Genomic DNA, 26,079 nt, shown 5'->3' on the forward strand with positions numbered 1-26,079 from the left:
TTACAGCAGCTCAGCGACGGTAGACTGCACCTGCTCCGGCCAGACGCCACACTGCACCTGACCGATATGCGGCAGTTGCAGCAGCAGCATAGTCAGACGCGACTGGCCGATCCCGCCGCCGATCGTTTGCGGCATTTCGCCGTTCAGCAGCGCCTGATGCCATTCCAGCGCCAGACGATCCTGATCGCCGGTGAGCGCCAGCTGGCGTTTAAGCGTGTCGGCATCGACACGGATCCCCATTGAGGAAATTTCAAACGCGTCTTCCAGTAGCGGGTTCCAGACGAGGATATCGCCGTTAAGTCCGGCAAAACCGCTTTCCGTCGGCGTGGTCCAGTCATCATAATCCGGCGCGCGCACGTCGTGGCGTTTGCCGTCGGCAAGTTTCCCGCCAATGCCAATCAGGAAGACCGCGCCCAGCTCTTTCGCAATCGCGCGCTCGCGCCCTTTGGCGTCCAGCTCCGGGAAGCGGCGCTGCAGCGTTTCGCTGTGCACAAAATGAATGGCGTCCGGCAGGAACGGCGTCAGCCCGGAGCGCTCCGCCGCCGCCAGCTCCGTTTCCTTAATCGCTGACCAGATGCTCTCCACCGTCTGCTTCAGCGTACCGAGATGGCGTTCGCCGTCGCCCATCACGCGCTCCCAGTCCCACTGATCCACATACACCGAGTGTACCGGAGAGAGACGGTCTTCATCGGGGCGCAGCGCTTTCATATGGGTATAAAGCCCTTCGCCCGCGCTGAAATCATGCTGGCCCAGTGTTTTGCGCTTCCATTTCGCGAGCGAATGCACCACTTCAAACTGCGCCTGCGGCAGCGTTTTGACATTGACCTGCACCGCTTTTTCACAGCCGGAAAGGTTATCCTGCGTCCCGTCGCCGACGCGGCTTAAGATCGGTGCCTGCACTTCAAGCAGACCGAGTTTCTCCTCAAGCAGGCGGGAAAAATGGGCTTTCACAAAGCTAATCTGACGCTGGCGTGTGATGTAGGCGGTTTTCATTTTTTAGGGCTCCTGTACCTCTGTTGCTTTTGATTAAGCAATAAAAAAGCCCGCCAGTTCAATAATCATCAATAAAAAAGGCCACGCATCTTTTAATCCGATAATATAGACGGCATGAAACTGACGATTACTGAATAATCATAAGGAAAACGTATGGAAAATTATCAGATCGATAATCTGGACCGCGGCATTCTGGAGGCATTAATGGCGAATGCGCGTACCGCCTATGCCGAACTCGCTAAACAGTTCGGCGTCAGTCCCGGCACGATTCATGTCCGCGTGGAAAAAATGAAACAGGCGGGGATCATCACTGGCGCGCGTATCGATATCAGCCCGAAACAGCTTGGTTACGATGTGTGCTGCTTTATCGGCATTATTCTCAAGAGCGCGAAAGATTACCCGGCCGCGCTCGAAAAGCTGGAAAGCCTGGATGAAGTGACCGAGGCCTATTACACCACCGGCCACTACAGCATCTTTATTAAAGTGATGTGTCGCTCGATAGACGCGTTACAGCAGGTGCTTATCAACAAGATCCAAACAATTGATGAAATTCAGTCCACCGAGACGTTGATCTCGCTGCAAAACCCGATCATGCGTACTATCCGCCCATAAAGGGATTTTTTAATACCCATATTATCCACAGGTAGATCCCAGCCCCTGCACAGCGTACAATACGCGTCGTTTACTCAAGGCGGACATCCATGACAGACATTACCCTGATCAGTGGCAGCACTCTTGGCGGCGCGGAATATGTGGCGGAGCACCTGGCTGAAAAGCTGGAAGACGCCGGTTTTAGCACCGAAACGCTGCATGGCCCGCTTCTTGAAGATCTTAAGCCTGAAGGCACCTGGCTTATCGTGACGTCCACGCATGGCGCGGGCGATCTGCCGGACAATTTGCAACCCTTATATGATGAGCTTGCAGAACAGCGTCCGGATCTCAGCCAGGTTCGCTACGGCGCTATCGGTATCGGAAGCCGCGAATACGACACGTTTTGCGGGGCGATTGAAAAACTGGACGCGCTGTTAATCGAATGCGGCGCGAAACGCGTCGGCGAACCGCTTAAGATCAATATTCTCGATCATGATATTCCCGAAGATCCGGCTGAGGTGTGGCTCGGATCGTGGAAAAATTTACTCTGATCGGCGAAATGATCGCCATTCAGCTGTGGATAAAAGAGCTTAAAAGCTTGGATCAACCCGTAGTTATCCAAGGTATAAGTGTTGTTCGCTTTTTGAGTTGTGTATAACCCTCATTTCTGATCCCAGCTTATACGGTCTGGGATCACCGATCATTCACAGCAAGCGATCCCGGATAACCTTTTGATCCCAAATGGGCGATCCGGGTTATCCACAAGGGATGTCGATCCTAATAAGAGATCATAATAAAACAGATCCTTTAGATAAAAGATCTTCTTTTTAATACCAACGATCCCGGCGCTTTCTCACCAGGCTAAAGTTGAGTAGAATCCACGCCCCGGGCTAGCTAACCCTCTTTCGCACAACCGCGAGGTCATACCAACATGTTTTATCCGGATCCTTTTGACGTCATTATCATTGGCGGGGGTCATGCAGGTACCGAGGCCGCAATGGCCGCTGCACGCATGGGTCAGCAGACCCTGCTTTTGACACACAATATCGACACGCTCGGACAGATGTCCTGCAACCCGGCGATCGGCGGTATTGGTAAAGGACATCTGGTTAAGGAAGTGGATGCCCTCGGTGGGCTTATGGCGAAAGCGATCGACCAGGCGGGTATCCAGTTTAGGATACTAAACGCCAGTAAAGGTCCGGCCGTACGCGCTACCCGCGCTCAGGCGGATCGCGTGCTGTACAAGCAGGCTGTGCGTACCGCGCTGGAGAATCAGCCGAATCTGATGATCTTCCAGCAAGCCGTTGACGATCTGATCGTGGAAAACGATCGCGTTGTCGGTGCCGTCACGCAGATGGGCCTGAAATTCCGCGCGAAAGCGGTTGTCCTGACAGTCGGTACGTTCCTCGACGGCAAGATTCACATCGGGCTTGATAACTACAGCGGCGGCCGTGCGGGCGATCCGCCTTCCGTACCGCTGGCGCGTCGCCTGCGTGAACTGCCGCTGCGCGTGAGCCGTCTGAAAACCGGAACGCCGCCACGTATTGACGCGCGTACCATCGATTTCAGCGTACTCGATCAGCAGCATGGCGATAACCCGATGCCGGTCTTCTCGTTCATGGGCTCTGCGGATCAGCATCCGCGTCAGGTGCCGTGCTACGTCACGCACACCAATGAGAAAACCCATGACGTGATCCGCAATAACCTCGATCGCAGCCCGATGTACGCGGGAGTCATCGAAGGGATCGGTCCGCGCTATTGCCCCTCGATTGAAGATAAAGTGATGCGCTTCGCCGATCGCAACGCGCACCAGATTTTCCTGGAGCCGGAAGGGCTGACCAGCAACGAAATTTACCCGAACGGCATCTCCACCAGCCTGCCGTTCGACGTGCAGATGCAAATTGTCCGTTCCATGAAAGGGATGGAGAACGCGAAAATTGTTCGCCCGGGTTACGCGATTGAGTACGATTTCTTCGATCCGCGCGATCTGAAGCCGACTCTGGAAAGCAAATATATCCACGGGCTGTTCTTCGCAGGCCAGATCAACGGCACGACCGGTTACGAAGAAGCCGCGGCTCAGGGGCTGCTGGCCGGTCTGAACGCGGGCCGTTACTCGGCGGAGAAAGAGGGATGGGCGCCGGGGCGCTCTCAGGCTTATCTTGGCGTGCTGGTGGATGACCTCTGTACGCTCGGCACCAAAGAGCCGTACCGCATGTTCACCTCGCGTGCCGAATATCGCCTGATGCTGCGCGAAGACAACGCTGATTTACGCCTGACCGAAGTTGGTCGCGAAATGGGACTGGTCGACGATGCGCGCTGGGCGCGCTTCAACGAGAAGCTTGAGAATATCGAACGCGAGCGCCAGCGCCTGAGAAGCACCTGGGTGACGCCGTCTACCGCCTCGGTGGAGGAGATCAACACGATGCTCACTGCGCCGCTCTCCCGTGAAGCCAGCGGTGAAGATCTGCTGCGCCGTCCGGAAATGACCTATGCTCAGTTAACCTCGCTATCGGCCTTCGCTCCGGCGCTGGATGACGCGCAGGCGGCCGAGCAGGTTGAAATTCAGGTGAAATACGAAGGCTATATCGCTCGTCAGCAGGATGAGATTGAAAAACAGCAGCGCAACGAAAACACGCTGCTGCCGGCGACGCTGGATTATCGCCAGGTGAATGGCCTCTCCAATGAAGTGATCGCCAAGCTTAACGATCATAAACCGGCATCGATTGGCCAGGCGTCCCGTATCTCCGGGATCACGCCAGCCGCTATCTCGATTCTGCTGGTCTGGCTGAAAAAACAGGGGCTACTGCGCCGCAGTGCCTGAGTTGAAACGCTCTTCGGGCCAGCCTTGTCTGGCCCTTTTTATATGGAAAAACCGTCGTGCTGAATACACTGACCCGCCTGCTTGATGACGCAGGGATTACGCTGCCCGAACACCAGAAAGCGCAGCTGGTGGCCTATGTCGATATGCTGAACAAGTGGAACAAGGCTTATAACCTCACCTCCGTACGCGACCCGAACGAGATGCTGGTGCGCCATATCATGGACAGCATCGTGGTGGAGCCGCACTTAAAAGGCACCCGTTTTATCGATGTCGGCACAGGCCCTGGCCTGCCGGGTATTCCGCTGGCGATTGTGCGTCCGGACAGCCATTTCACGCTGCTGGACAGTCTCGGCAAGCGCGTGCGTTTTTTGCGTCAGGTGCAACACGAGCTGAAACTCGACAACATCACGCCGGTTCAAAGCCGCGTCGAAGCCTTTCCTGCCGAGCCGCCGTTTGATGGCGTTATCAGCCGCGCATTTGCGTCGCTCTCGGATATGGTGAACTGGTGCCATCATCTGCCGGGAGAAGAAGGGCGTTTTTATGCTCTTAAAGGCCAGCGTCCGGATGATGAAATCAGCGCACTGCCGTCAGGTTTTGCTGTTGAGGAAATCGTCAGACTGTCTGTTCCGCGTCTCGATGGCGAACGCCATTTGGTTATCCTTAAAGCAAACAGAACTTAATATTTATCAAAAAAAGTAGAAATAAGGTGTCGGGATTGCGTCAGCAGAAAAAGAGGTATGGGGCGTGATTACAACATCTAATTTCACTTTTTATTAACTTGTTTGCAGCTTAAGGATAACTAAGCATCATTTGCGCCAAATAGTAAATAGTCACTGATGAAAATATAAGGGCGCTATGTACAGGTGTCTGTATGCTAATAGGGCGTAAATTGTTTCTCATAGATGTCAATGAAAGGTTTTAATCGTGTTTCGGGGTGTTTTAAAAAATTTTGGGTTTAAAGCGTCTTAAATTCAAAAGGTTATAAAACACGCATTCATAAAGGATCTGTCAAAGCTTGAGCAGAAATTGTTTAGAATGTGATCTCGTGCACGCTTTATTCGCAAGGTTTACGCGCGATTTGCAGTTTTTACATTTGCTTTCAGATTTAAGAGAAACTTAAAAAAAACGCCTCCTGAAAATTATTTAAACATTTATTCACCTTTTGGCTACTTATAGTTTGAAATCACGTGCTCGCCCCGTATAATTTGAGCGCTTTTTGAGGCTTGACTCAGAGCGTCAAAGAACGTTTTATACGACACGCGTCATACCTCGAAGGGAGCAGTGGCAAAATGTCTGCGTCGCTTATGAGTAAAAAAGTGGCTCGCAAGCTCCTGCTCATCCAGTTCATCGCGGTTCTGGCGGCAGGATTGTTGTTTTGCCTCAAAGACCCTTTCTGGGGCTTCTCTGCGTTATGCGGAGGGCTGGCAGTGTGGCTGCCGAATGTGCTGTTTATGAATTTTGCCTGGCGTCATCAGGCGCATACACCCGCTAAAGGCCGCGTGGCCTGGTCTTTCGCCTTCGGCGAAGCGTTTAAGGTGATTGCGACCTTTACCCTGCTGGTGGTGGCGCTGGCGTGTTTGAAGGCGGTTTTCTTGCCGCTGATTGTGACGTGGGTTTCGGTGCTGGTTGTGCAGATACTGGCGCCAGCTGTAATTAACAACAAAGGGTAAGAGGCATCATGTCTGCAGGAGAAATCTCGACGCCGCAGGAGTACATAGGCCACCATCTGAATAACCTTCAGATTGACCTGCGTACCTTCTCGCTGGTGGATCCGCATAACCCCCCGGCCACCTTCTGGACGCTCAACATCGACTCGATGTTTTTCTCGGTGGTGCTGGGCCTGTTATTCCTGGTTCTGTTCCGTAAAGTCGCCAAACACGCGACCAGCGGCGTACCGGGCAAATTCCAGACCGCGGTAGAGCTGGTTATCGGCTTTGTGCATGGTAGCGTACAAGACATGTACCACGGCAAAAGCAAGCTCATTGCGCCGCTGGCCCTGACGATTTTCGTCTGGGTATTCCTGATGAACCTGATGGATTTGCTGCCTATCGACCTGCTGCCGTACATCGGCGAGCACGTATTTGGCTTGCCAGCCCTGCGCGTGGTGCCGTCTGCGGACGTGAACATCACCCTTTCCATGGCGCTTGGTGTATTTATCCTCATTCTTTTCTACAGCATCAAAATGAAAGGCGTTGGCGGCTTTACTAAAGAGCTGACGCTGCAGCCGTTCAATCACCCGGTATTTATTCCGATCAACCTGATTCTGGAAGGTGTGAGCCTGCTGTCCAAACCGGTTTCTCTCGGTCTGCGACTGTTCGGCAACATGTATGCCGGTGAGCTGATTTTCATTCTGATTGCGGGTCTTCTGCCGTGGTGGTCACAATGGTTGTTAAATGTGCCCTGGGCCATTTTCCACATCCTGATCATTACGTTGCAGGCCTTCATTTTCATGGTTCTGACGATTGTCTATCTGTCGATGGCATCTGAAGAGCATTGATTTTTTACTCAACACTACTGCGTTTTAACTGAAACAAACTGGAGACTGTCATGGAAAACCTGAATATGGATCTGCTGTACATGGCTGCCGCTGTGATGATGGGTCTGGCGGCAATCGGTGCTGCGATCGGTATCGGCATCCTCGGGGGCAAATTCCTGGAAGGCGCTGCGCGCCAGCCTGATCTGATTCCTCTGCTGCGTACTCAGTTCTTTATCGTAATGGGTCTGGTGGATGCTATCCCGATGATCGCTGTGGGTCTGGGTCTGTACGTGATGTTCGCCGTCGCGTAGTAAACGAAGTTGTCTGAATTTCCAGACAATATCAGAACATTAACCAGATAAGAGGCATTGTGCTGTGAATCTTAACGCAACAATCCTCGGCCAGGCCATCGCGTTTGTCCTGTTCGTTCTGTTCTGTATGAAGTATGTATGGCCGCCAATTATGGCTGCCATCGAAAAACGTCAGAAAGAAATTGCTGACGGTCTGTCTTCTGCAGAACGCGCTAAAAAGGATCTGGAGCTTGCACAGTCCAACGCGACCGACCAGCTGAAAAAAGCGAAAGCGGAAGCCCAGGTGATTATTGAGCAGGCGAACAAACGCCGTGCTCAGATCCTGGACGAAGCGAAAGCTGAAGCAGAGCAGGAACGTAACAAAATCGTGGCGCAGGCCCAGGCCGAAATCGAAGCCGAGCGTAAACGTGCCCGTGAAGAGCTGCGCAAGCAGGTTGCTATCCTGGCTGTTGCTGGCGCCGAGAAGATCATTGAACGTTCCGTGGATGAAGCTGCTAACAGCGACATCGTGAATAAACTGGTCGCTGAACTGTAAGGAGGGAGGGGCTGATGTCTGAATTTGTAACGGTAGCTCGCCCCTACGCCAAAGCAGCTTTTGACTTTGCCGTCGAACACCAAAGCCTCGACCGCTGGCAGGATATGCTGGCGTTTGCCGCTGAAGTGGCCAAAAACGAACAGATGGCTGAGCTTCTCTCTGGCGCCCTGGCGCCAGAAACGCTCGCTGAGTCGTTTATCGCAATCTGTGGTGACCAGTTAGACGCCAACGGCCAGAACCTGATTCGGGTAATGGCGGAAAACGGCCGTCTGAAGGTACTTCCTGATGTTCTTGAGCAGTTCATTCAGTTACGCGCAGCCCTTGAGGCTACCGTTGAAGTCGAAGTGACTTCCGCCAGCGCACTGAGCGATGAACAGCTTGCGAAAATCAGCGCCGCGATGGAAAAACGTCTGTCACGCAAAGTGAAGCTGAATTGCAAAATTGATAAGTCTGTAATGGCGGGCGTCATCATCCGTTCGGGTGATACGGTCATTGACGGCAGCGTGCGCGGCCGTCTTGAGCGCCTCGCAGACGTCTTGCAGTCTTAAGGGGACTGGAGCATGCAACTGAATTCCACCGAAATCAGCGAACTGATCAAGCAGCGCATTGCTCAGTTCAATGTTGTGAGCGAAGCTCATAACGAAGGTACTATTGTTTCTGTAAGCGACGGTGTTATCCGCATTCACGGCCTGGCCGATTGTATGCAGGGTGAGATGATTTCCCTGCCGGGTAACCGTTACGCTATCGCACTGAACCTGGAGCGCGACTCCGTAGGTGCAGTGGTTATGGGTCCGTACGCTGACCTCGCCGAAGGCATGAAGGTGAAATGTACTGGCCGTATTCTTGAAGTGCCGGTTGGCCGCGGCCTGCTGGGCCGTGTGGTTAACACCCTCGGCGCGCCGATCGATGGTAAAGGTCCGGTTGAACACGATGGCTTCTCGCCAATCGAAGTTATCGCACCGGGCGTAATCGATCGTCAGTCCGTAGACCAGCCTGTACAGACCGGTTATAAGTCCGTTGACGCCATGATCCCAATCGGTCGTGGTCAGCGTGAACTGATCATCGGCGACCGTCAGACCGGTAAAACCGCGATGGCTATCGACGCCATCATCAACCAGCGCGATTCCGGCATCAAATGCGTGTACGTGGCTATCGGCCAGAAAGCGTCCACCATTGCTAACGTGGTTCGTAAACTGGAAGAGCACGGTGCGCTGTCCAATACCATCGTTGTGGTCGCGACCGCTTCTGAATCCGCTGCGCTGCAGTACCTGGCTCCGTATGCCGGTTGCGCGATGGGCGAATACTTCCGTGACCGCGGCGAAGACGCGCTGATCGTTTACGATGACCTGTCTAAACAGGCTGTCGCTTACCGTCAGGTTTCCCTGCTGCTCCGTCGTCCGCCGGGACGTGAAGCATTCCCGGGCGACGTGTTCTACCTCCACTCCCGTCTGCTGGAGCGCGCATCCCGTGTTAACGCGGAATACGTTGAGAACTTCACCAAAGGTGCAGTGAAAGGTAAAACCGGCTCTCTGACCGCACTGCCGATCATCGAAACCCAGGCGGGTGACGTTTCTGCGTTCGTTCCGACCAACGTAATTTCTATTACCGACGGTCAGATCTTCCTGGAAACCAACCTGTTTAACTCCGGTATTCGTCCGGCGGTTAACCCGGGTATCTCCGTATCGCGTGTGGGTGGTGCTGCTCAGACCAAGATCATCAAGAAACTGTCCGGTGGTATCCGTACCGCGCTGGCACAGTATCGTGAACTGGCGGCGTTCTCTCAGTTCGCCTCCGATCTGGACGAAGCTACCCGTAAGCAACTGAGCCACGGCCAGAAAGTGACTGAACTGCTTAAGCAGAAACAGTACGCGCCGATGTCCGTTGCACAGCAGGGCCTGGTCCTGTTCGCGGCGGAGCGCGGTTACCTCGAAGATGTGGAACTGGCGAAAATCGGTAGCTTCGAAGCCGCTCTGCTGGCTTACGCTGACCGTGATCACGCTCCGCTGATGCAAGAGATCAACCAGACCGGTGGCTATAACGATGAGATCGAAGGCAAGCTGAAAAGCCTCCTCGACTCCTTCAAAGCAACCCAGTCCTGGTAACGTCTGGCGGCTTGCTGTAAGGCAAGCCGCAAGGCATTGAGGAGAAGCTCATGGCCGGCGCAAAAGAGATACGTAGTAAGATCGCAAGCGTCCAGAACACGCAAAAGATCACTAAAGCGATGGAGATGGTCGCCGCTTCCAAAATGCGTAAATCGCAGGATCGCATGGCGGCCAGCCGTCCTTATGCAGATACCATGCGCAAAGTGATTGGTCACCTTGCTACCGGTAATCTGGAATACAAACACCCTTACCTGGAAGAACGCGACGTTAAGCGCGTGGGCTACCTGGTGGTGTCGACTGACCGTGGTCTGTGCGGCGGCTTGAACATCAACCTGTTCAAGAAACTGCTGGCGGATATGAAAGCATGGTCCGATAAAGGCGTTCAGTGCGATATCGCAATGATCGGCTCTAAAGGCGTTTCTTTCTTCAATTCAGTAGGCGGCAACATTGTGGCGCAGGTCACCGGCATGGGGGACAACCCTTCCCTGTCCGATCTGATTGGCCCGGTTAAAGTGATGTTGCAGGCTTATGATGAAGGCCGTCTGGACAAGCTTTACGTTGTCAGCAACAAATTTATTAACACCATGTCTCAGGCTCCGACCATCACTCAGCTGCTGCCGCTGCCGGCATCAGAAGACGATGAGTTGAAGCACAAATCCTGGGATTACCTGTACGAACCCGATCCGAAGGCGCTGCTGGATACCCTGCTGCGTCGTTATGTCGAATCGCAGGTTTATCAGGGTGTGGTTGAAAACCTGGCCAGCGAGCAGGCCGCACGAATGGTGGCGATGAAAGCCGCAACCGATAATGGCGGCAGCCTGATTAAAGAGCTGCAGTTGGTGTACAACAAAGCTCGTCAGGCCAGCATTACTCAGGAACTCACCGAGATCGTCTCGGGGGCCGCCGCGGTTTAACCAGGTTATTTCGTAGAGGATTCAAGATGGCTACTGGAAAGATTGTCCAGGTAATCGGCGCCGTGGTGGACGTCGAGTTCCCTCAGGATGCTGTACCGAAAGTGTACGACGCCCTTGAGGTAACGAATGGTAATGAGCGTCTGGTGCTGGAAGTCCAGCAGCAGCTCGGCGGCGGTATCGTGCGTACCATCGCGATGGGCTCTTCCGACGGTCTGCGTCGCGGTCTGCCTGTTGCAGACCTTGAGCACCCGATCGAAGTGCCGGTAGGTAAAGCGACGCTGGGTCGTATCATGAACGTCCTGGGTCAGCCTATCGACATGAAAGGCGACATCGGCGAAGAAGAGCGTTGGGCGATTCACCGCGCGGCGCCGTCCTATGAAGAGCTGTCCAGCTCTCAGGAACTGCTGGAAACCGGCATCAAAGTTATCGACCTGATGTGTCCGTTCGCGAAGGGCGGTAAAGTCGGTCTGTTCGGTGGTGCAGGTGTAGGTAAAACCGTAAACATGATGGAGCTTATTCGTAACATCGCGATTGAGCACTCCGGTTACTCCGTGTTTGCGGGCGTGGGCGAACGGACCCGTGAAGGTAACGACTTCTACCACGAAATGACCGACTCCAACGTACTGGATAAAGTATCCCTGGTGTACGGCCAGATGAACGAGCCGCCGGGAAACCGTCTGCGCGTTGCGCTGACCGGCCTGACCATGGCTGAGAAATTCCGTGACGAAGGTCGTGACGTTCTGCTGTTCGTCGACAACATCTACCGTTACACCCTGGCCGGTACTGAAGTATCCGCACTGCTGGGCCGTATGCCTTCAGCGGTAGGTTACCAGCCGACCCTGGCGGAAGAGATGGGCGTTCTGCAGGAGCGTATCACCTCCACCAAAACCGGTTCTATCACCTCCGTACAGGCGGTATACGTACCGGCGGATGACTTGACTGACCCGTCACCAGCCACCACCTTTGCGCACCTTGACGCAACCGTGGTACTGAGCCGTCAGATTGCCTCTCTGGGTATCTACCCGGCCGTTGACCCGCTGGATTCCACCAGCCGTCAGCTGGATCCGCTGGTAGTAGGCCAGGAGCACTACGACACCGCTCGCGGCGTGCAGTCCATCCTGCAGCGTTACCAGGAACTGAAAGACATCATCGCCATCCTCGGTATGGACGAGCTGTCTGAAGAAGACAAACTGGTCGTTGCGCGTGCTCGTAAAATTCAGCGTTTCCTGTCACAGCCGTTCTTCGTGGCAGAAGTGTTTACCGGCGCGCCGGGCAAATACGTATCGCTGAAAGACACCATCCGTGGCTTTAAAGGCATCATGGAAGGTGAATACGATCATCTGCCGGAGCAGGCGTTCTACATGGTTGGCTCCATTGATGAAGCCGTGGAAAAAGCCAAAAAACTTTAACGCCTTAATCGGAGGGTGACATGGCAATGACTTACCACCTGGATGTCGTCAGCGCAGAGAAACAGATGTTCTCTGGTCTGGTCGAGAAAATCCAGGTTACGGGTAGCGAAGGTGAACTGGGTATTTACCCGGGCCACGCGCCGCTGCTCACCGCCATTAAGCCTGGTATGATCCGCATCGTGAAACAGCACGGCCACGAAGAGTATATCTATCTCTCCGGCGGCGTGCTGGAAGTGCAGCCGGGCAACGTAACCGTGCTGGCTGACACCGCGATTCGCGGCCAGGATCTCGACGAAGCGCGAGCCCTGGAAGCGAAGCGTAAAGCGGAAGACCATATCCGTAGCTCCCACGGTGACGTGGACTACGCTCAGGCTTCTGCTGAGCTGGCCAAGGCGATCGCCAAACTGCGCGTTATCGAGTTGACCAAAAAAGCGATGTAACACCGGCTTGAAAGTTAAAAAGCCAGCCAGGGCGACCCGGCTGGCTTTTTTTATGTCTGCGTTATACGCAAGGACGTATGTTTGCTGGATTTTAGTCGGCATTTACTGCGCTTTATTCCAGCCGCAAAAAAACGGCATCCCATTGTTTTTATGAATGATAAGACGCCAGAAAGCGTTTACTCTCTCTTTTTACGCCTTCCGGCATGCATTACGCGGCTGTATAACGTGGTAAAACAGGCTTAAAGCGGCGATTTGCCAGCAGCCCGTTTTATGCTGAAAAATATGTAGAATTTCGGGCGCTAAATCGCTTTACTTCATTCACTTTCATAAGACAGGACGACTATGTCTAGCCATGCTATGAGCGTTGTGATCCTTGCCGCTGGCAAAGGCACGCGCATGTACTCCGATCTTCCAAAAGTGCTGCACACTCTGGCCGGGAAGCCGATGGTGCAACACGTGATTGACGCCGCGAAGCATGTCGGCGCGCAGCACATTCACCTGGTTTACGGTCACGGCGGCGATCTGCTGCAAAGCACCCTTAAAGACGCCTCGCTGAACTGGGTATTGCAGGCCGAGCAGCTCGGCACCGGCCATGCAATGCAGCAGGCGGCGCCGTTCTTTAGCGACGACGAAGATGTGCTGATGCTCTACGGCGACGTACCGCTGATCTCCGTTGACACCCTGCAACAGCTCTGCGCGGCGAAGCCGCAGGGCGGTATTGGGCTGTTAACCGTGAAGCTCGACGATCCGACCGGTTATGGCCGCATTACCCGTGAGAATGGCAATGTCTCCGGTATCGTTGAGCATAAAGATGCCAGCGACGAGCAGCGCCAGATTAACGAAATCAACACCGGCATCCTCGTCGCCAACGGCGCGGATCTGAAACGCTGGCTGGCGAAGCTCGATAACAACAATGCGCAGGGTGAATACTACATTACCGATATCATCGCGATGGCCTGGAACGAAGGCCGTGAGATTGCCGCCGTGCATCCGCAGCGTTTAAGCGAAGTGGAGGGCGTGAACAATCGCCTGCAACTGGCGCGTCTTGAGCACGTTTATCAGGCCGAGCAGGCAGAAAAACTGCTGCTGGCGGGCGTGATGCTACGTGATCCGGCGCGTTTTGATCTGCGCGGCACGCTGCAACACGGGCGCGATGTCGAAATTGACGCTAACGTGATTATTGAAGGCGACGTAGTGCTGGGCAATCGCGTGAAAATCGGCGCGGGCTGCGTGATTAAAAACAGCGTCATCGGCGACGACTGCGAAATCAGTCCTTACAGCGTGGTGGAAGACGCCCTTCTGGATACCGCCTGCACCATCGGGCCGTTCGCGCGTCTGCGTCCGGGCGCGGAGCTTCTCGAAGGCGCGCATGTCGGCAACTTCGTCGAGATGAAAAAAGCGCGTCTGGGTAAAGGCTCGAAAGCGGGTCACCTGACCTACCTCGGCGACGCGGAAATCGGCGATAACGTTAACATCGGCGCGGGCACCATCACCTGCAACTATGATGGCGCGAACAAGCACAAAACCATCATTGGCGACGATGTGTTTGTCGGCTCCGATACCCAACTGGTGGCGCCGGTGACGGTCGCGAAAGGCGCGACCATCGCCGCAGGCACTACCGTGACGCGCAACATCGCGGAAAACGAGCTGGTGCTCACCCGCGTGCCGCAGGTACACAAACAGGGCTGGCGTCGCCCGGTGAAGAAAAAATGAGTTATGTTCATGGCGGGCGCGCTGTATCTGCCCGCCATACGGTTTTGTCGGTCGCAGAGCAGTCATGCCCTGCGGCAGGCACGGGATGAGGGGATAACATAATCCTCCGCCCACAGGCAGTACCAAAACAATAACCCCACTCTCTACAAGGCTCGGGGAGCCCGGCAAACGGGCAAATACAGGTCGGCGACAACGCATGGCGAAATGCCATTGTCAGGAAATTAATTATGTGTGGAATTGTTGGCGCTGTAGCGCAACGTGATATTGCTGAAATCCTTCTCGAAGGTTTGCGTCGTCTGGAGTACCGCGGCTATGACTCCGCTGGTCTCGCGGTGGTGGATAACGCGGGGCATATGACCCGTCTGCGTCGTCTGGGCAAAGTACAGATGCTGGTTCAGGCGGCGGAAGAACATCCGCTGCACGGCGGCACGGGTATCGCGCACACCCGCTGGGCGACCCACGGCGAACCCTCAGAAGGCAACGCGCACCCGCATGTCTCCGGGCATATTGTGGTGGTGCATAACGGCATTATCGAAAACCACGAACCGCTGCGCGAACTGCTGAAAACGCGCGGCTACGAATTCGTCACCGAAACCGACACCGAAGTGATCGCGCACCTGGTGCACTGGGAGCTGGAGCAGGGCGGTACGCTGCGTGAGGCGGTGCTGCGCGCCATTCCTCAGCTGCGCGGCGCTTACGGCACCGTCATTATGGATAACCGCGATCCGAGCGTTCTGCTGGCGGCCCGTTCCGGCAGCCCGCTGGTAATTGGCCTCGGCGTGGGCGAAAACTTTATCGCCTCCGACCAACTGGCGCTGCTGCCGGTAACCCGCCGCTTTATCTTCCTCGAAGAGGGCGATATCGCCGAAGTGACCCGCCGCTCCGTCGCGATTTTCAACACCCAGGGCGAAAGCGTCTCCCGCCCGGAAATCGAATCTAACGTGCAGTATGACGCCGGTGATAAAGGCATCTACCGCCACTACATGCAAAAAGAGATCTACGAGCAGCCGAACGCGATTAAAAATACGCTGGCCGGGCGCATCAGCCACGGCGAGGTGGATTTAAGCGAGCTGGGTCCGAACGCCGACGAACTGCTCTCTAAAGTTGAGCATATTCAGATTGTCGCGTGCGGCACCTCTTACAACTCTGGTATGGTTTCCCGCTACTGGTTTGAAGCGCTGGCAGGCGTGCCGTGCGATGTCGAAATCGCCTCGGAATTCCGCTATCGCAAATCCGCCGTGCGCCGCAACAGCCTGATGATCACGCTGTCGCAGTCTGGCGAAACCGCAGACACCCTCGCGGCGCTGCGTCTGTCCAAAGAGCTTGGTTATCTCGGTTCGCTGGCCATCTGTAACGTTCCGGGCTCATCGCTGGTGCGTGAATCGTCGCTGGCGCTGATGACCAAAGCCGGCACGGAAATTGGCGTGGCGTCCACCAAAGCGTTCACTACCCAGTTAACCGTTCTGCTGATGCTGGTGGCGAAACTGGGCCGTCTGAAAGGCGTGGATGCCGCCGTTGAGCACGATATCGTTCACGGCCTGCAGGCGCTGCCGAGCCGTATCGAGCAGATGCTCTCTCAGGACAAACGCATCGAGGCGCTGGCGGAAGATTTCTCCGACAAGCACCACGCGCTGTTCCTGGGCCGTGGCGATCAGTACCCGATCGCCCTGGAAGGCGCGCTGAAGCTCAAAGAGATCTCCTACATTCACGCCGAAGCCTATGCGGCAGGCGAGCTCAAGCACGGCCCGCTGGCCCTGATTGACGCCGATATGCCGGTTATCGTGGTGGCGCCGAATAACGAACTGCTGGAAAAACTGAAGTCCAACATCGAAGAAGTTCGCGCCCGTGGCGGCGTGCTGTATGTCTTCGCCGATCAGGATGCCGGCTTCACCAGCAGCGATAACATGAACATCATCCCGATGCCGCATGTTGAAGAGGTTATCGCGCCGATCTTCTACACGGTTCCGCTGCAACTGCTGGCTTACCACGTCGCGCTGATTAAAGGCACCGACGTTGACCAGCCGCGTAACCTGGCGAAATCCGTTACGGTGGAATAACGCGTTCTCGCGCGTGTTATGCTCTGAAGAGGTTGCCGGAAGGCAGCCTCTTTTTTTTAACGTCACGCAAAGGGATGTTATGTCGCTAAAGCGCTTTCTCGCCGGTACGCGGTTTTATCAGCTCATCACCTACAGCGCAGAGGTGGATGACGATATCGCCCACCGCAGGCTGCATAAGCTCAAACTTAAAATGGCCGAGCGCCACGATCTGCCCGATGTCCGCATCATCGGCTCGCGCCGTTTCTGGCGAGTGCCGGTGGGGTGCGTCTATGCCATGGTGTTGAGTGCCGTCCTCAATCTCGCCGCGCTGCGGCCCGCTTTTTCTGTGCTGTGGATACTCTCAGGCGCTATCTGGCTGGTATTGCTGATATTCGTAATGTTGATGATAGAAAAAGGGCGGCATCGCGGTTTGCAGCTGTTTCTCTTCAGCGCGTTTTTTCATGCGGCGTTAAGCCTGGCGACGCTGATTGCCGGCCTGATACTGTGGCCGCTTTCAGTTGTGTTCTGGCTCTGCTGGAGCGCGGGCGCGCTGCTGGTGTGGGCCGCCTGGCGTATGATGAACAGTGAGGAGATGTTCAGGCTGGGCCGCTGGTGTCTTGCGAACAAAATGCGACGCGCTCATACCAAAGCCCTTCAGCGCCCTTCGGAAAAACGCGCCTTAAAACGGGCAAAACATCGTAATGAGCCTGACCGAAAATGATTAAGCTCCCTGCCTGAAGCCATACAGGGAGCCCACCGCTTATTTAATCTTGCGTTTCAAATCGTCCAGCTCACGGGACAGCTTGTCATTTTCCTGCTCCAGCGCCCGCAGGCGATTTTCCAGATCGCTATCTTTTCTGTCGTCCGAATAGCGGTTTTGCTCTTTGCGCTTATACGCCTCGACGGCCTTTTCCACATCCGAGATATCGACGTTAGACGGTGCCACGACGCCATCGCTGGTAAATATCGTCACCGGCGCGCCGTGAATACGGGTGCTGTGGTCATCCAGTTGAACCGGCGCGGCATAACTTATTGATGAAAAAGTAAGTAATGAGGCAGCGGAGAAAAGTGACATTTTTTTTATCATTACGGCTATCCTTATAAATGACGGGCGGGTTGCGGAATTATAAAAGCATTATTATTCAGATATTTAAGTAAGACATTTCTGCATCTTTTTCATTGTCATAAAACTGTCATAATTCGTACATTTATCTGTCACCTAACTGTCCTACTTTGCTCACCGTAGCCACGAAACAATAAATTACGAACACCAGCAGGAGACATTATGAAAGTTATGCGTACCACCGTCGCAACTGTTGTCGCCGCGACCTTATCTCTGAGCGCTTTTTCCGCTTTCGCGGCAGCAAGTCTGACTGGCGCGGGCGCAACATTCCCGGCGCCGGTGTATGCCAAATGGGCGGATACCTACCAGAAAGAAACGGGTAACAAGGTAAACTACCAGGGTATCGGCTCCTCCGGTGGCGTTAAACAAATCATTGCTAACACAGTTGATTTTGGTGCTTCTGACGCGCCGCTTTCTGACGAAAAATTACAGCAAGAAGGGCTTTTCCAGTTCCCGACCGTGATCGGCGGCGTGGTGCTGGCGGTTAACCTGCCGGGCTTCAAGTCTGGCGAACTGGTGCTGGATGGCAAAACCCTGGGCGACATCTACCTTGGCAAAATCAAGAAGTGGGATGACGAGGCTATCGCCAAACTGAACCCGGGCAAAAAACTGCCTTCTCAGAATATCGCCGTGGTGCGCCGCGCTGACGGTTCCGGTACGTCTTTCGTCTTCACCAGCTATCTTGCGAAAGTGAACGACGAGTGGAAATCCAAAATCGGCTCTGGCTCTACCGTTAACTGGCCGACCGGTCTTGGCGGTAAAGGTAACGACGGTATCGCCGCGTTCGTACAGCGTCTGCCGGGCTCTATCGGCTATGTGGAATACGCCTACGCCAAGCAGAATAACCTGACCTACACCAAACTGGTTTCTGCTGACGGCAAACCGGTCGCACCGACCGAAGAGAGCTTCGCCAACGCCGCCAAAGGCGCTGACTGGAGCAAATCCTTCGCGCAGGACCTGACCAACCAGAAAGGCGATGACGCGTGGCCAATCACCTCCACCACCTTCATTCTGGTTCACAAAGAGCAGAAGAAACCTGAGCAGGGCGCCGAAGTGCTGAAGTTCTTCGACTGGGCCTACAAGTCAGGCGCGAAACAGGCTAACGACCTGGATTACGCCTCTCTGCCGGACAGCGTGGTTGAGCAGGTTCGCGCCGCATGGAAGACCAACGTGAAAGACAGCAGCGGCAAAGCGCTGTATTGATCGAGATTTACCGATGATGGCGGATGGCGCTTCGCTTATCCGCCCTACAAAAATCCGGTAACATGCTGTTTTTTGTAGGCCCGGTACGCATCACGCTGCCGGGCATCATTCAAAACAGAGTTTAACTGAAGAGTGAAATATGGCTGCCACCAAGCCTGTATTTAACCCCCCCGGTAAAAAGGGCGATATGATCTTCAGCGCGCTGGTTCGTCTGGCTGCGCTGATTGTGCTATTGCTGCTGGGCGGCATTATCGTCTCCCTTATCTTCTCCTCCTGGCCAAGCATCCAGAAATTTGGTTTTTCTTTCCTCTGGACCAAAGAGTGGGACGCCCCTAACGATATCTACGGCGGGCTGGTGCCGATTTACGGCACGCTGGTGACCTCGTTTATCGCGCTGCTGATAGCGGTTCCCGTGAGCTTCGGCATTGCGCTGTTCCTGACGGAGCTGGCGCCTGGCTGGCTGAAACGCCCGCTGGGTATCGCCATTGAACTGCTGGCGGCTATCCCGAGTATCGTGTACGGCATGTGGGGGCTGTTTATCTTCGCCCCGCTGTTCGCGACCTATTTCCAGGAGCCGGTCGGCAACGTCCTTTCTGCCATCCCGTTTATCGGCGCGCTCTTTTCAGGCCCGGCGTTCGGTATCGGCATCCTGGCGGCGGGCGTCATTCTCGCCATCATGATCATTCCATACATCGCCGCGGTTATGCGTGATGTATTCGAACAGACCCCGGTGATGATGAAAGAGTCGGCTTACGGCATCGGCTGCACCACCTGGGAAGTTATCTGGCGCATCGTTCTGCCGTTCACCAAAAATGGGGTGATTGGCGGCGTTATGCTCGGCCTTGGCCGTGCGCTCGGCGAAACTATGGCGGTGACCTTTATCATCGGTAACACCTACCAGCTCGACAGCCCGTCGCTCTACATGCCGGGCAACAGCATCACTTCGGCGCTGGCTAATGAATTCGCCGAGGCGGAATCCGGGCTGCACGTGGCGGCGCTGATGGAGCTGGGCCTGATCCTCTTTGTGATCACCTTTATCGTGCTGGCCATCTCCAGGCTGATGATCATGCGTCTGGCGAAAAACGAGGGGGCACGCTAATGGCGACGATGGAACTGCAAAACACCACGGAGCTTGCGGAATCCCGCCGCAAAATGCAGGCGAAGCGCCGCATGAAAAACCGCATCGCCCTCACGCTCTCTATGGCGACGATGGCGTTCGGCCTGTTCTGGCTTATCTGGATCTTAATCTCCACGGTATCGCGCGGGTTTGACGGCATGTCGCTGGCGCTCTTTACCGAGATGACGCCGCCGCCGAACACCGCGGGTGGCGGCCTTGCGAACGCGCTGGCGGGCAGCGGGCTGCTGATCCTGTGGGCGACGGTTATTGGTACGCCGCTTGGCATCATGGCGGGTATCTATCTCGCGGAATATGGCCGCAAGTCGTTTCTCGCGGAAATCATCCGCTTTATTAACGACATTCTGCTTTCTGCGCCGTCTATCGTCGTCGGGCTGTTCGTCTACACCATCGTGGTGGCGCAGATGGAACACTTCTCCGGCTGGGCGGGCGTGATTGCGCTGGCGCTGTTGCAGGTGCCGATTGTTATCCGCACCACCGAGAACATGCTCAAGCTGGTGCCGGACAGCCTGCGTGAAGCGGCCTACGCGCTCGGCACGCCGAAGTGGAAGATGATCTCCGCCATTACGCTTAAAGCTTCTGTGTCGGGCATCCTGACCGGCGTGCTGCTGGCGGTCGCGCGTATCGCGGGCGAAACCGCGCCGCTGCTCTTTACCGCGCTCTCCAACCAGTTCTGGAGCACGGACATGATGCAGCCTATCGCCAACCTGCCGGTGACGATTTTCAAATTCGCCATGAGCCCGTTTGCCGAATGGCAACAGTTGGCCTGGGCAGGCGTGCTGATTATCACCCTTTGCGTACTGCTGCTGAACATCCTGGCGCGCGTGCTGTTCGCCAAACGTAAACACGGTTAATTTTTTGACGGCGTGGCCTCTTGCGACGCCGGATAAGGAAAACGATTGAGATGAGTATGGTTAATAAGGCCCCGGGCAAGATTCAGGTTCGCGATTTGAACTTTTACTACGGGAAATTCCATGCCCTGAAAAACATCAGCCTGGATATCGCCAAAAACGAAGTGACCGCGTTTATCGGCCCGTCTGGCTGCGGTAAATCCACGCTGCTGCGTACCTTCAACAAAATGTTTGAGCTCTACCCGGAGCAGCGCGCGGAAGGCGAAATCCTGCTGGATGGCGAAAACATTCTGAACCACTCCCAGGATATCGCGCTGCTGCGCGCGAAAGTGGGCATGGTGTTCCAGAAGCCGACGCCGTTCCCGATGTCGATTTACGACAACATCGCGTTTGGCGTGCGTCTGTTTGAGAAACTCTCCCGCGCCGATATGGACGAACGCGTGCAGTGGGCGTTGACCAAAGCCGCATTATGGAACGAAACCAAGGATAAACTGCACCAGAGCGGGTACTCTCTCTCCGGTGGTCAGCAGCAGCGTCTGTGTATCGCCCGCGGCATCGCTATCCGTCCGGAAGTGCTGCTGCTGGACGAACCGTGTTCGGCGCTGGACCCGATTTCCACGGGCCGTATCGAAGAGCTCATTACCGAGCTTAAGCAGGATTACACCGTCGTTATCGTGACGCACAACATGCAGCAGGCGGCGCGCTGTTCCGATCACACGGCGTTTATGTACCTTGGCGAGCTGATCGAGTACAGCAACACCGACGATCTCTTCACCAAGCCGAAAATGAAACAGACCGAAGACTATATTACCGGTCGCTACGGTTGATATGCCCGGATTTCTCATGTGGGCCGCTTTTGAATTTATCGGGCATGTGGAGTGCTAAATGGATAATCTGAATCTGAATAAACATATTTCCGGTCAGTTCAACGCTGAACTGGAATACATTCGCACCCAGGTGATGACCATGGGCGGGCTGGTGGAGCAGCAGCTCTCCGATGCGATCACCGCCATGCACAACCAGGACAGCGAACTGGCCAAACGCGTTATCGACGGTGATAAAAAGGTCAACATGATGGAAGTGGCGATCGATGAAGCCTGCGTGCGCATCATCGCCAAGCGCCAGCCGACCGCGAGCGATCTGCGTCTGGTGATGGCCATCATTAAAACCATCGCGGAGCTGGAGCGTATCGGCGACGTGGCGGATAAAATCTGCCGCACCGCGCTTGAGAAATTCTCGCACCAGCACCAGCCGCTGCTGGTGAGCCTGGAGTCGCTCGGCCGTCATACCGTACAGATGCTGCATGACGTGCTGGACGCCTTCGCGCGTATGGATCTCGATGAAGCGGTACGTATCTATCGCGAAGATAAAAAAGTCGACCAGGAATATGAGGGCATCGTGCGTCAGCTGATGACCTATATGATGGAAGATTCCCGCACCATTCCGAGCGTCCTGACCGCGCTCTTCTGTGCCCGATCTATCGAGCGAATCGGCGACCGCTGCCAGAATATCTGCGAATACATTTTCTATTTCGTGAAGGGCCAGGATTTCCGCCATGTGGGCGGCGACGAGCTGGATAAACTGCTCGCCGGTAAAGATCCGAAAGAGTAAGCCTGTCGCCCTCGCCACGCGCGAGGGCAATTTTGGGGCGCGCGTCGCCCCTTTTGCGGGTTTTACTCAATACTATAAGGGGTTACCGAGCCCGTTATAAAAGGATAAATCCGTGAAATTACCTTCCCGTACCGCTCTCGCGATGGCAGCCGTGATTGGTTGCGCCAGTTTATCCGCCTTCAGCGCGCCGCTGCCGGCAACCCCCGATCCGTCTATTCCGGTCAGCCATTACATCACGCAGGTGAATCCCGATAAATCCATTACCTTCCGCCTGTTCGCGCCTCAGGCGAAGCGCGTGGCGGTCGTGCTCGGCGCGACGGCGGACAGCCAGGTGTCCCATGAGATGCGCAAAGAGGCGAACGGCGTCTGGAGCTGGAAGAGCGCGCCGATGACGCCGGATCTGCACGAGTATTTTTTTGACGTTGACGGGTTTCGCTCCATCGATACCGGCAATCCGTATGTGAAACCGCAGCGCCAGCCGAATACCTCGCTGATTCTGGTACCGGGCAGCATTATTGATGACCGGGCGGTGCCGCACGGCGATCTGCGCACGCTGACGTACCACTCCGGCGCGCTGAAATCGGAGCGGCGGGTGTACGTCTGGACGCCGCCGGGCTACAGCCGCGAAAGCGAGCCGCTGCCGGTGCTCTACTTCTACCACGGCTTTGGCGATACCGGTCTTTCCGCCGTTACCCAGGGCCGTATCCCGCAGATGATGGATAACCTGCTGGCGGAGGGAAAAATTAAACCGATGCTGGTGGTTATCCCGGATACCGAAACGGATATCGCCGACGCGGTGCCGGAGAATTTTCCGCCCGCCGAACGTCGCAAAGATTTCTACCCGATTAACGCCCGCGCGGCGGATAAAGAGCTGATGAACGATATCATTCCGCTGATCGGGCAGCGATTTAACGTGCGCCAGGATGCGCAGGGGCGCGCGCTGGCGGGGCTGTCGCAGGGCGGCTACCAGGCGCTGGTGTCCGGCATGACGCATCTGCAAAGCTTTGGCTGGCTGGCGTCGTTGAGCGGCGTGACCACCGCCACGGTGCCGAATGACGACGTGACGAAACAGCTCTCCCGCGCGGATGAGGTGAACAGCCAGTTGCGTAACTTTACGCTGGTGGTGGGCGATAAAGACAGCGTGACGGGCCGGGATATCGCCGGGCTGAAAACCGAGCTTGAGCGTGACGGCGTGAAATTTGATTACCACGTTTATCCGCGGCTCGGCCATGAAATGGCCGTATGGCGCCCGGCCTATGCCGAGTGGGTGCAGAAGATTTTTTAATGGTGGTTGATGTGGGGCGGTAGGGGCGAGTTTTCAAAAGTGGGTGCGCCGGCGCTTACCCACCCTACAAAACCCTACGCCATTCTGTCGCCCATACCGTAGGGCGGATAAGCGAAGCGCATCCGCCGGAGTGTTGTCAAAGGTGGGTGCGCTGGCGCTTACCCACCCTACAAAACCCTACGCCATTCTGTCGCCCATACCGTAGGGCGGATAAGCGAAGCGCATCCGCCGGGGTGTTGTCAAAGATGGGTGCGCTGGCGCTTATCCACTCTACAAAACCCTACGCCATTCTGTCGCCCATACCGTAGGGCGGGTAAGCGAAGCGCACCCGCCGTCACCACCTGCAGATCAGCGCGTCACATCCCAGCCGCGAGCCCGCCATAAATCCGGCAGCTGCGCTAAATCGGTAAACACCGTCACATTCGGATGCTCCAGCGGCGGGTTATGCGGATCGGCACAGAAATAAAACACCTGCATCCCGGCGGCGATGCCTGCCTTTGCGCCGGCGGCGGAATCATCCACCAGAATGCAGCGCTCCACATTCACCTGCATCACATCGGCGGCAAAATGCATTAACGCCGGGTCGGGTTTCCAGCGCTGAATATCGTAGCCGCTGAAGAGTTTATCGGTGAAATAGCGCAGCATCCCGGTTTTGCCGAGCGACTGCTGCATTTTGCTCACCGGGCCGTTCGAGACGATACACATCGGCACCGCCATTTTCTCAAGCAGCGCCGCGGCACCGGGGATCTCTTCCAGCTCCGCGTCAAAAAGCCGGGCCACTTCTGCGCGGTAGACCGGCTCAAGCTCGGCTTTCTCCAGCTGTACGCCATATTCGGCATTGATGGTATCAATGATTTCGTAGAGCTTTACGCCCTTAAAGCGCTTAAACACCTCTTCCAGTTCAAGCGTAATGCCTGCCCTTGCGAACATATGTACATAGGCGCGTGAGCAGATCACTTCGCTATCCACCAGCGTACCGTCGCAGTCGAAAAATACCGCTTCAATTCGGGACATGCCGTTTCCTGTTGTTGCAAGTTGAACGATTACTCTAAGCGCTTTGCGTCACGCAATCGATGCCGTATAAGCAAATTCAATGAAAAAAAGTCTGTGATGACCATCAATATCGGGCCTTTTTGGTATAGGATAGCGACGAATTTTTCCCCTCCTTGTACGGAATTAAAGAATGAGCCAACAACAGACGTCCCAGGCCGAAGAGCAGGGATTGCTTGAGCGCGTGTTTAAATTACGCGCGCACGGCACCACGGCCCGCACCGAGGTGATCGCAGGCGTAACGACCTTCCTGACGATGGTGTATATCGTTTTTGTAAACCCGCAGATCCTTGGCGCGGCTGGCATGGACACCAGTGCAGTCTTCGTAACGACCTGTCTTATCGCCGCGTTTGGCAGCATTCTGATGGGCCTGCTGGCGAATCTGCCCGTTGCGCTGGCACCGGCGATGGGCCTGAACGCCTTCTTCGCGTTTGTGGTGGTTGGCGCGATGGGGCTTTCCTGGCAGGTAGGGATGGGCGCGATTTTCTGGGGCGCTGTCGGCCTGCTGCTGCTGACCATTTTCCGCGTGCGCTACTGGATGATTGCCAATATTCCGGTGAGCCTGCGTATCGGGATCACCAGCGGTATCGGCCTGTTTATCGGCATGATGGGGCTTAAAAACGCGGGCGTTATCGTCGCGAACCCGGAAACGCTGGTGGCTATCGGTAATCTCACGTCGCATACCACGCTGCTTGGCGTGCTGGGCTTCTTTATCATCGCTATTCTCGCCTCCCGCAACATTCACGCGGCGGTGCTGGTCTCTATCATTGTGACCACACTGCTGGGCCTCGCGTTTGGCGATGTGCATTTCAAAGGCGTGGTGTCAGAGCCGCCGAGCGTAATGACGGTGCTGGGCCATGTTGACCTCGCGGGCTCGCTGGATATCGGCCTCGCGGGCGTGATTTTCTCGTTTATGCTGGTCAACCTGTTCGACTCCTCCGGCACGCTGATTGGCGTGACCGATAAGGCCGGGCTTGCCGATGAAAGCGGCAAATTCCCGCGCATGAAGCAGGCGCTGTATGTGGATAGCATTTCCTCTGTGGCGGGCTCGTTTATCGGTACGTCGTCCGTAACCGCTTATATCGAATCTTCGTCCGGCGTCTCCATTGGCGGGCGCACCGGCCTTACGGCGGTCGTGGTCGGCCTGCTGTTCCTGTTGGTGATTTTCCTCTCGCCGCTGGCGGGCATGGTGCCGCCTTACGCCGCTGCGGGCGCGCTGATTTACGTGGGTGTGCTGATGACGTCCAGCCTGTCGCGCGTGAAGTGGGATGACCTGACCGAAGCGGTGCCGGCGTTTATCACCGCCGTCATGATGCCGTTTAGCTTCTCGATTACTGAAGGCATCGCGCTGGGCTTTATCTCCTACTGCGTGATGAAAATTTTCACCGGTCGCCTGCGCGATCTGAACGCCTGTGTGCTGGTTGTGGCGCTGCTGTTCCTGCTGAAAATCGTCTTTATCGACGCGCATTAATCAAAAAGG

26 protein-coding genes are annotated in these 26,079 nt (G+C 55.6%); 23 read left to right on the top strand and 3 right to left on the bottom strand.

What is annotated here, in order from left to right; all coding sequences use genetic code 11:
- Complete coding sequence (gene asnA, locus G6041_RS16555; RefSeq protein WP_012126198.1) at positions 1 to 993, bottom strand: aspartate--ammonia ligase; 993 nt, start codon at positions 991 to 993, stop codon at positions 1 to 3.
- A 153-nt stretch (positions 994 to 1,146) separates the two neighbouring features.
- On the opposite strand from asnA, the gene asnC reads away from it, so the two are divergent.
- From asnC to G6041_RS16635, 16 genes are all read left to right on the top strand, one after another.
- Positions 1,147 to 1,605 (top strand): transcriptional regulator AsnC, encoded by a 459-nt coding sequence (asnC, locus tag G6041_RS16560; protein ID WP_004386178.1) that lies wholly within the window; start codon positions 1,147 to 1,149, stop codon positions 1,603 to 1,605.
- 89 nt (positions 1,606 to 1,694) lie between these two features.
- Complete coding sequence (gene mioC, locus G6041_RS16565; protein ID WP_004386176.1) at positions 1,695 to 2,135, top strand: FMN-binding protein MioC; 441 nt, start codon at positions 1,695 to 1,697, stop codon at positions 2,133 to 2,135.
- Between the two features lie 380 nt (positions 2,136 to 2,515).
- Positions 2,516 to 4,405, top strand: a complete 1,890-nt coding sequence (gene mnmG, locus G6041_RS16570) for a tRNA uridine-5-carboxymethylaminomethyl(34) synthesis enzyme MnmG (RefSeq protein WP_012126197.1) — start codon at positions 2,516 to 2,518, stop codon at positions 4,403 to 4,405.
- A 56-nt stretch (positions 4,406 to 4,461) separates the two neighbouring features.
- Complete coding sequence (rsmG, locus tag G6041_RS16575; RefSeq protein ID WP_012126196.1) at positions 4,462 to 5,085, top strand: 16S rRNA (guanine(527)-N(7))-methyltransferase RsmG; 624 nt, start codon at positions 4,462 to 4,464, stop codon at positions 5,083 to 5,085.
- 609 nt (positions 5,086 to 5,694) lie between these two features.
- A complete protein-coding gene (atpI, locus tag G6041_RS16580) occupies positions 5,695 to 6,075 on the top strand; it encodes a F0F1 ATP synthase subunit I (protein ID WP_007779647.1) in 381 nt (126 codons plus the stop codon).
- Between the two features lie 8 nt (positions 6,076 to 6,083).
- A complete protein-coding gene (gene atpB / locus G6041_RS16585; RefSeq protein WP_004386172.1) occupies positions 6,084 to 6,902 on the top strand; it encodes a F0F1 ATP synthase subunit A in 819 nt (272 codons plus the stop codon).
- 50 nt (positions 6,903 to 6,952) lie between these two features.
- On the top strand, positions 6,953 to 7,192 hold the full coding sequence (atpE, locus tag G6041_RS16590; RefSeq protein WP_000429386.1) for a F0F1 ATP synthase subunit C: 240 nt from the start codon (positions 6,953 to 6,955) through the stop codon (positions 7,190 to 7,192).
- 64 nt (positions 7,193 to 7,256) lie between these two features.
- On the top strand, positions 7,257 to 7,727 hold the full coding sequence (gene atpF / locus G6041_RS16595; protein ID WP_004386171.1) for a F0F1 ATP synthase subunit B: 471 nt from the start codon (positions 7,257 to 7,259) through the stop codon (positions 7,725 to 7,727).
- A 14-nt stretch (positions 7,728 to 7,741) separates the two neighbouring features.
- Entirely contained in the window at positions 7,742 to 8,275 is a 534-nt protein-coding gene (atpH, locus tag G6041_RS16600; protein WP_004386170.1) for a F0F1 ATP synthase subunit delta, read from the top strand.
- A 12-nt stretch (positions 8,276 to 8,287) separates the two neighbouring features.
- Complete coding sequence (atpA, locus tag G6041_RS16605; RefSeq protein WP_004386169.1) at positions 8,288 to 9,829, top strand: F0F1 ATP synthase subunit alpha; 1,542 nt, start codon at positions 8,288 to 8,290, stop codon at positions 9,827 to 9,829.
- A gap of 50 nt (positions 9,830 to 9,879) precedes the next feature.
- The gene (atpG, locus tag G6041_RS16610; RefSeq protein ID WP_004386168.1) at positions 9,880 to 10,743 is read left to right on the top strand and encodes a F0F1 ATP synthase subunit gamma; all 864 of its coding nucleotides are present in this window, start codon (positions 9,880 to 9,882) and stop codon (positions 10,741 to 10,743) included.
- Between the two features lie 26 nt (positions 10,744 to 10,769).
- A complete protein-coding gene (atpD, locus tag G6041_RS16615; protein ID WP_004386167.1) occupies positions 10,770 to 12,152 on the top strand; it encodes a F0F1 ATP synthase subunit beta in 1,383 nt (460 codons plus the stop codon).
- Between the two features lie 20 nt (positions 12,153 to 12,172).
- Complete coding sequence (locus G6041_RS16620; RefSeq protein WP_004386166.1) at positions 12,173 to 12,592, top strand: F0F1 ATP synthase subunit epsilon; 420 nt, start codon at positions 12,173 to 12,175, stop codon at positions 12,590 to 12,592.
- A 342-nt stretch (positions 12,593 to 12,934) separates the two neighbouring features.
- Positions 12,935 to 14,305, top strand: a complete 1,371-nt coding sequence (glmU, locus tag G6041_RS16625; protein WP_041460645.1) for a bifunctional UDP-N-acetylglucosamine diphosphorylase/glucosamine-1-phosphate N-acetyltransferase GlmU — start codon at positions 12,935 to 12,937, stop codon at positions 14,303 to 14,305.
- A 227-nt stretch (positions 14,306 to 14,532) separates the two neighbouring features.
- Positions 14,533 to 16,362 carry a glutamine--fructose-6-phosphate transaminase (isomerizing) gene (gene glmS, locus G6041_RS16630; RefSeq protein WP_004386164.1) on the top strand — a complete coding sequence of 610 codons (1,830 nt, stop codon included), beginning with the start codon at positions 14,533 to 14,535 and terminating at the stop codon, positions 16,360 to 16,362.
- 79 nt (positions 16,363 to 16,441) lie between these two features.
- Complete coding sequence (locus tag G6041_RS16635; RefSeq protein WP_012126191.1) at positions 16,442 to 17,062, top strand: hypothetical protein; 621 nt, start codon at positions 16,442 to 16,444, stop codon at positions 17,060 to 17,062.
- 39 nt (positions 17,063 to 17,101) lie between these two features.
- On the opposite strand, the gene G6041_RS16640 is transcribed toward G6041_RS16635, so the two are convergent.
- Complete coding sequence (locus tag G6041_RS16640; RefSeq protein ID WP_004387548.1) at positions 17,102 to 17,428, bottom strand: hypothetical protein; 327 nt, start codon at positions 17,426 to 17,428, stop codon at positions 17,102 to 17,104.
- A 198-nt stretch (positions 17,429 to 17,626) separates the two neighbouring features.
- On the opposite strand from G6041_RS16640, the gene pstS reads away from it, so the two are divergent.
- From pstS to G6041_RS16670, 6 genes are all read left to right on the top strand, one after another.
- A complete protein-coding gene (gene pstS / locus G6041_RS16645; protein WP_004387547.1) occupies positions 17,627 to 18,667 on the top strand; it encodes a phosphate ABC transporter substrate-binding protein PstS in 1,041 nt (346 codons plus the stop codon).
- A gap of 139 nt (positions 18,668 to 18,806) precedes the next feature.
- Positions 18,807 to 19,766 carry a phosphate ABC transporter permease PstC gene (gene pstC, locus G6041_RS16650; protein ID WP_004387546.1) on the top strand — a complete coding sequence of 320 codons (960 nt, stop codon included), beginning with the start codon at positions 18,807 to 18,809 and terminating at the stop codon, positions 19,764 to 19,766.
- On the top strand, positions 19,766 to 20,656 hold the full coding sequence (pstA, locus tag G6041_RS16655; RefSeq protein ID WP_007891048.1) for a phosphate ABC transporter permease PstA: 891 nt from the start codon (positions 19,766 to 19,768) through the stop codon (positions 20,654 to 20,656). The genes pstC and pstA overlap by 1 nt, the downstream gene beginning before the upstream one ends.
- A gap of 50 nt (positions 20,657 to 20,706) precedes the next feature.
- On the top strand, positions 20,707 to 21,480 hold the full coding sequence (gene pstB, locus G6041_RS16660; RefSeq protein WP_004387544.1) for a phosphate ABC transporter ATP-binding protein PstB: 774 nt from the start codon (positions 20,707 to 20,709) through the stop codon (positions 21,478 to 21,480).
- A 58-nt stretch (positions 21,481 to 21,538) separates the two neighbouring features.
- The gene (gene phoU, locus G6041_RS16665) at positions 21,539 to 22,264 is read left to right on the top strand and encodes a phosphate signaling complex protein PhoU (protein WP_004387543.1); all 726 of its coding nucleotides are present in this window, start codon (positions 21,539 to 21,541) and stop codon (positions 22,262 to 22,264) included.
- Between the two features lie 142 nt (positions 22,265 to 22,406).
- The gene (locus tag G6041_RS16670; RefSeq protein WP_012126190.1) at positions 22,407 to 23,549 is read left to right on the top strand and encodes an alpha/beta hydrolase-fold protein; all 1,143 of its coding nucleotides are present in this window, start codon (positions 22,407 to 22,409) and stop codon (positions 23,547 to 23,549) included.
- A 348-nt stretch (positions 23,550 to 23,897) separates the two neighbouring features.
- Here G6041_RS16670 and yieH read toward each other — a convergent pair whose 3' ends face one another.
- Positions 23,898 to 24,563 (bottom strand): 6-phosphogluconate phosphatase, encoded by a 666-nt coding sequence (yieH, locus tag G6041_RS16675; RefSeq protein ID WP_012126189.1) that lies wholly within the window; start codon positions 24,561 to 24,563, stop codon positions 23,898 to 23,900.
- 169 nt (positions 24,564 to 24,732) lie between these two features.
- On the opposite strand from yieH, the gene G6041_RS16680 reads away from it, so the two are divergent.
- The gene (locus G6041_RS16680; RefSeq protein ID WP_004388039.1) at positions 24,733 to 26,070 is read left to right on the top strand and encodes an NCS2 family permease; all 1,338 of its coding nucleotides are present in this window, start codon (positions 24,733 to 24,735) and stop codon (positions 26,068 to 26,070) included.
- Positions 26,071 to 26,079: the final 9 nt, after the last annotated feature.

Source organism: Cronobacter sp. HA18003, from assembly GCF_011605905.1.
Taxonomy (GTDB): Bacteria; Pseudomonadota; Gammaproteobacteria; order Enterobacterales; family Enterobacteriaceae; genus Cronobacter; species Cronobacter sakazakii.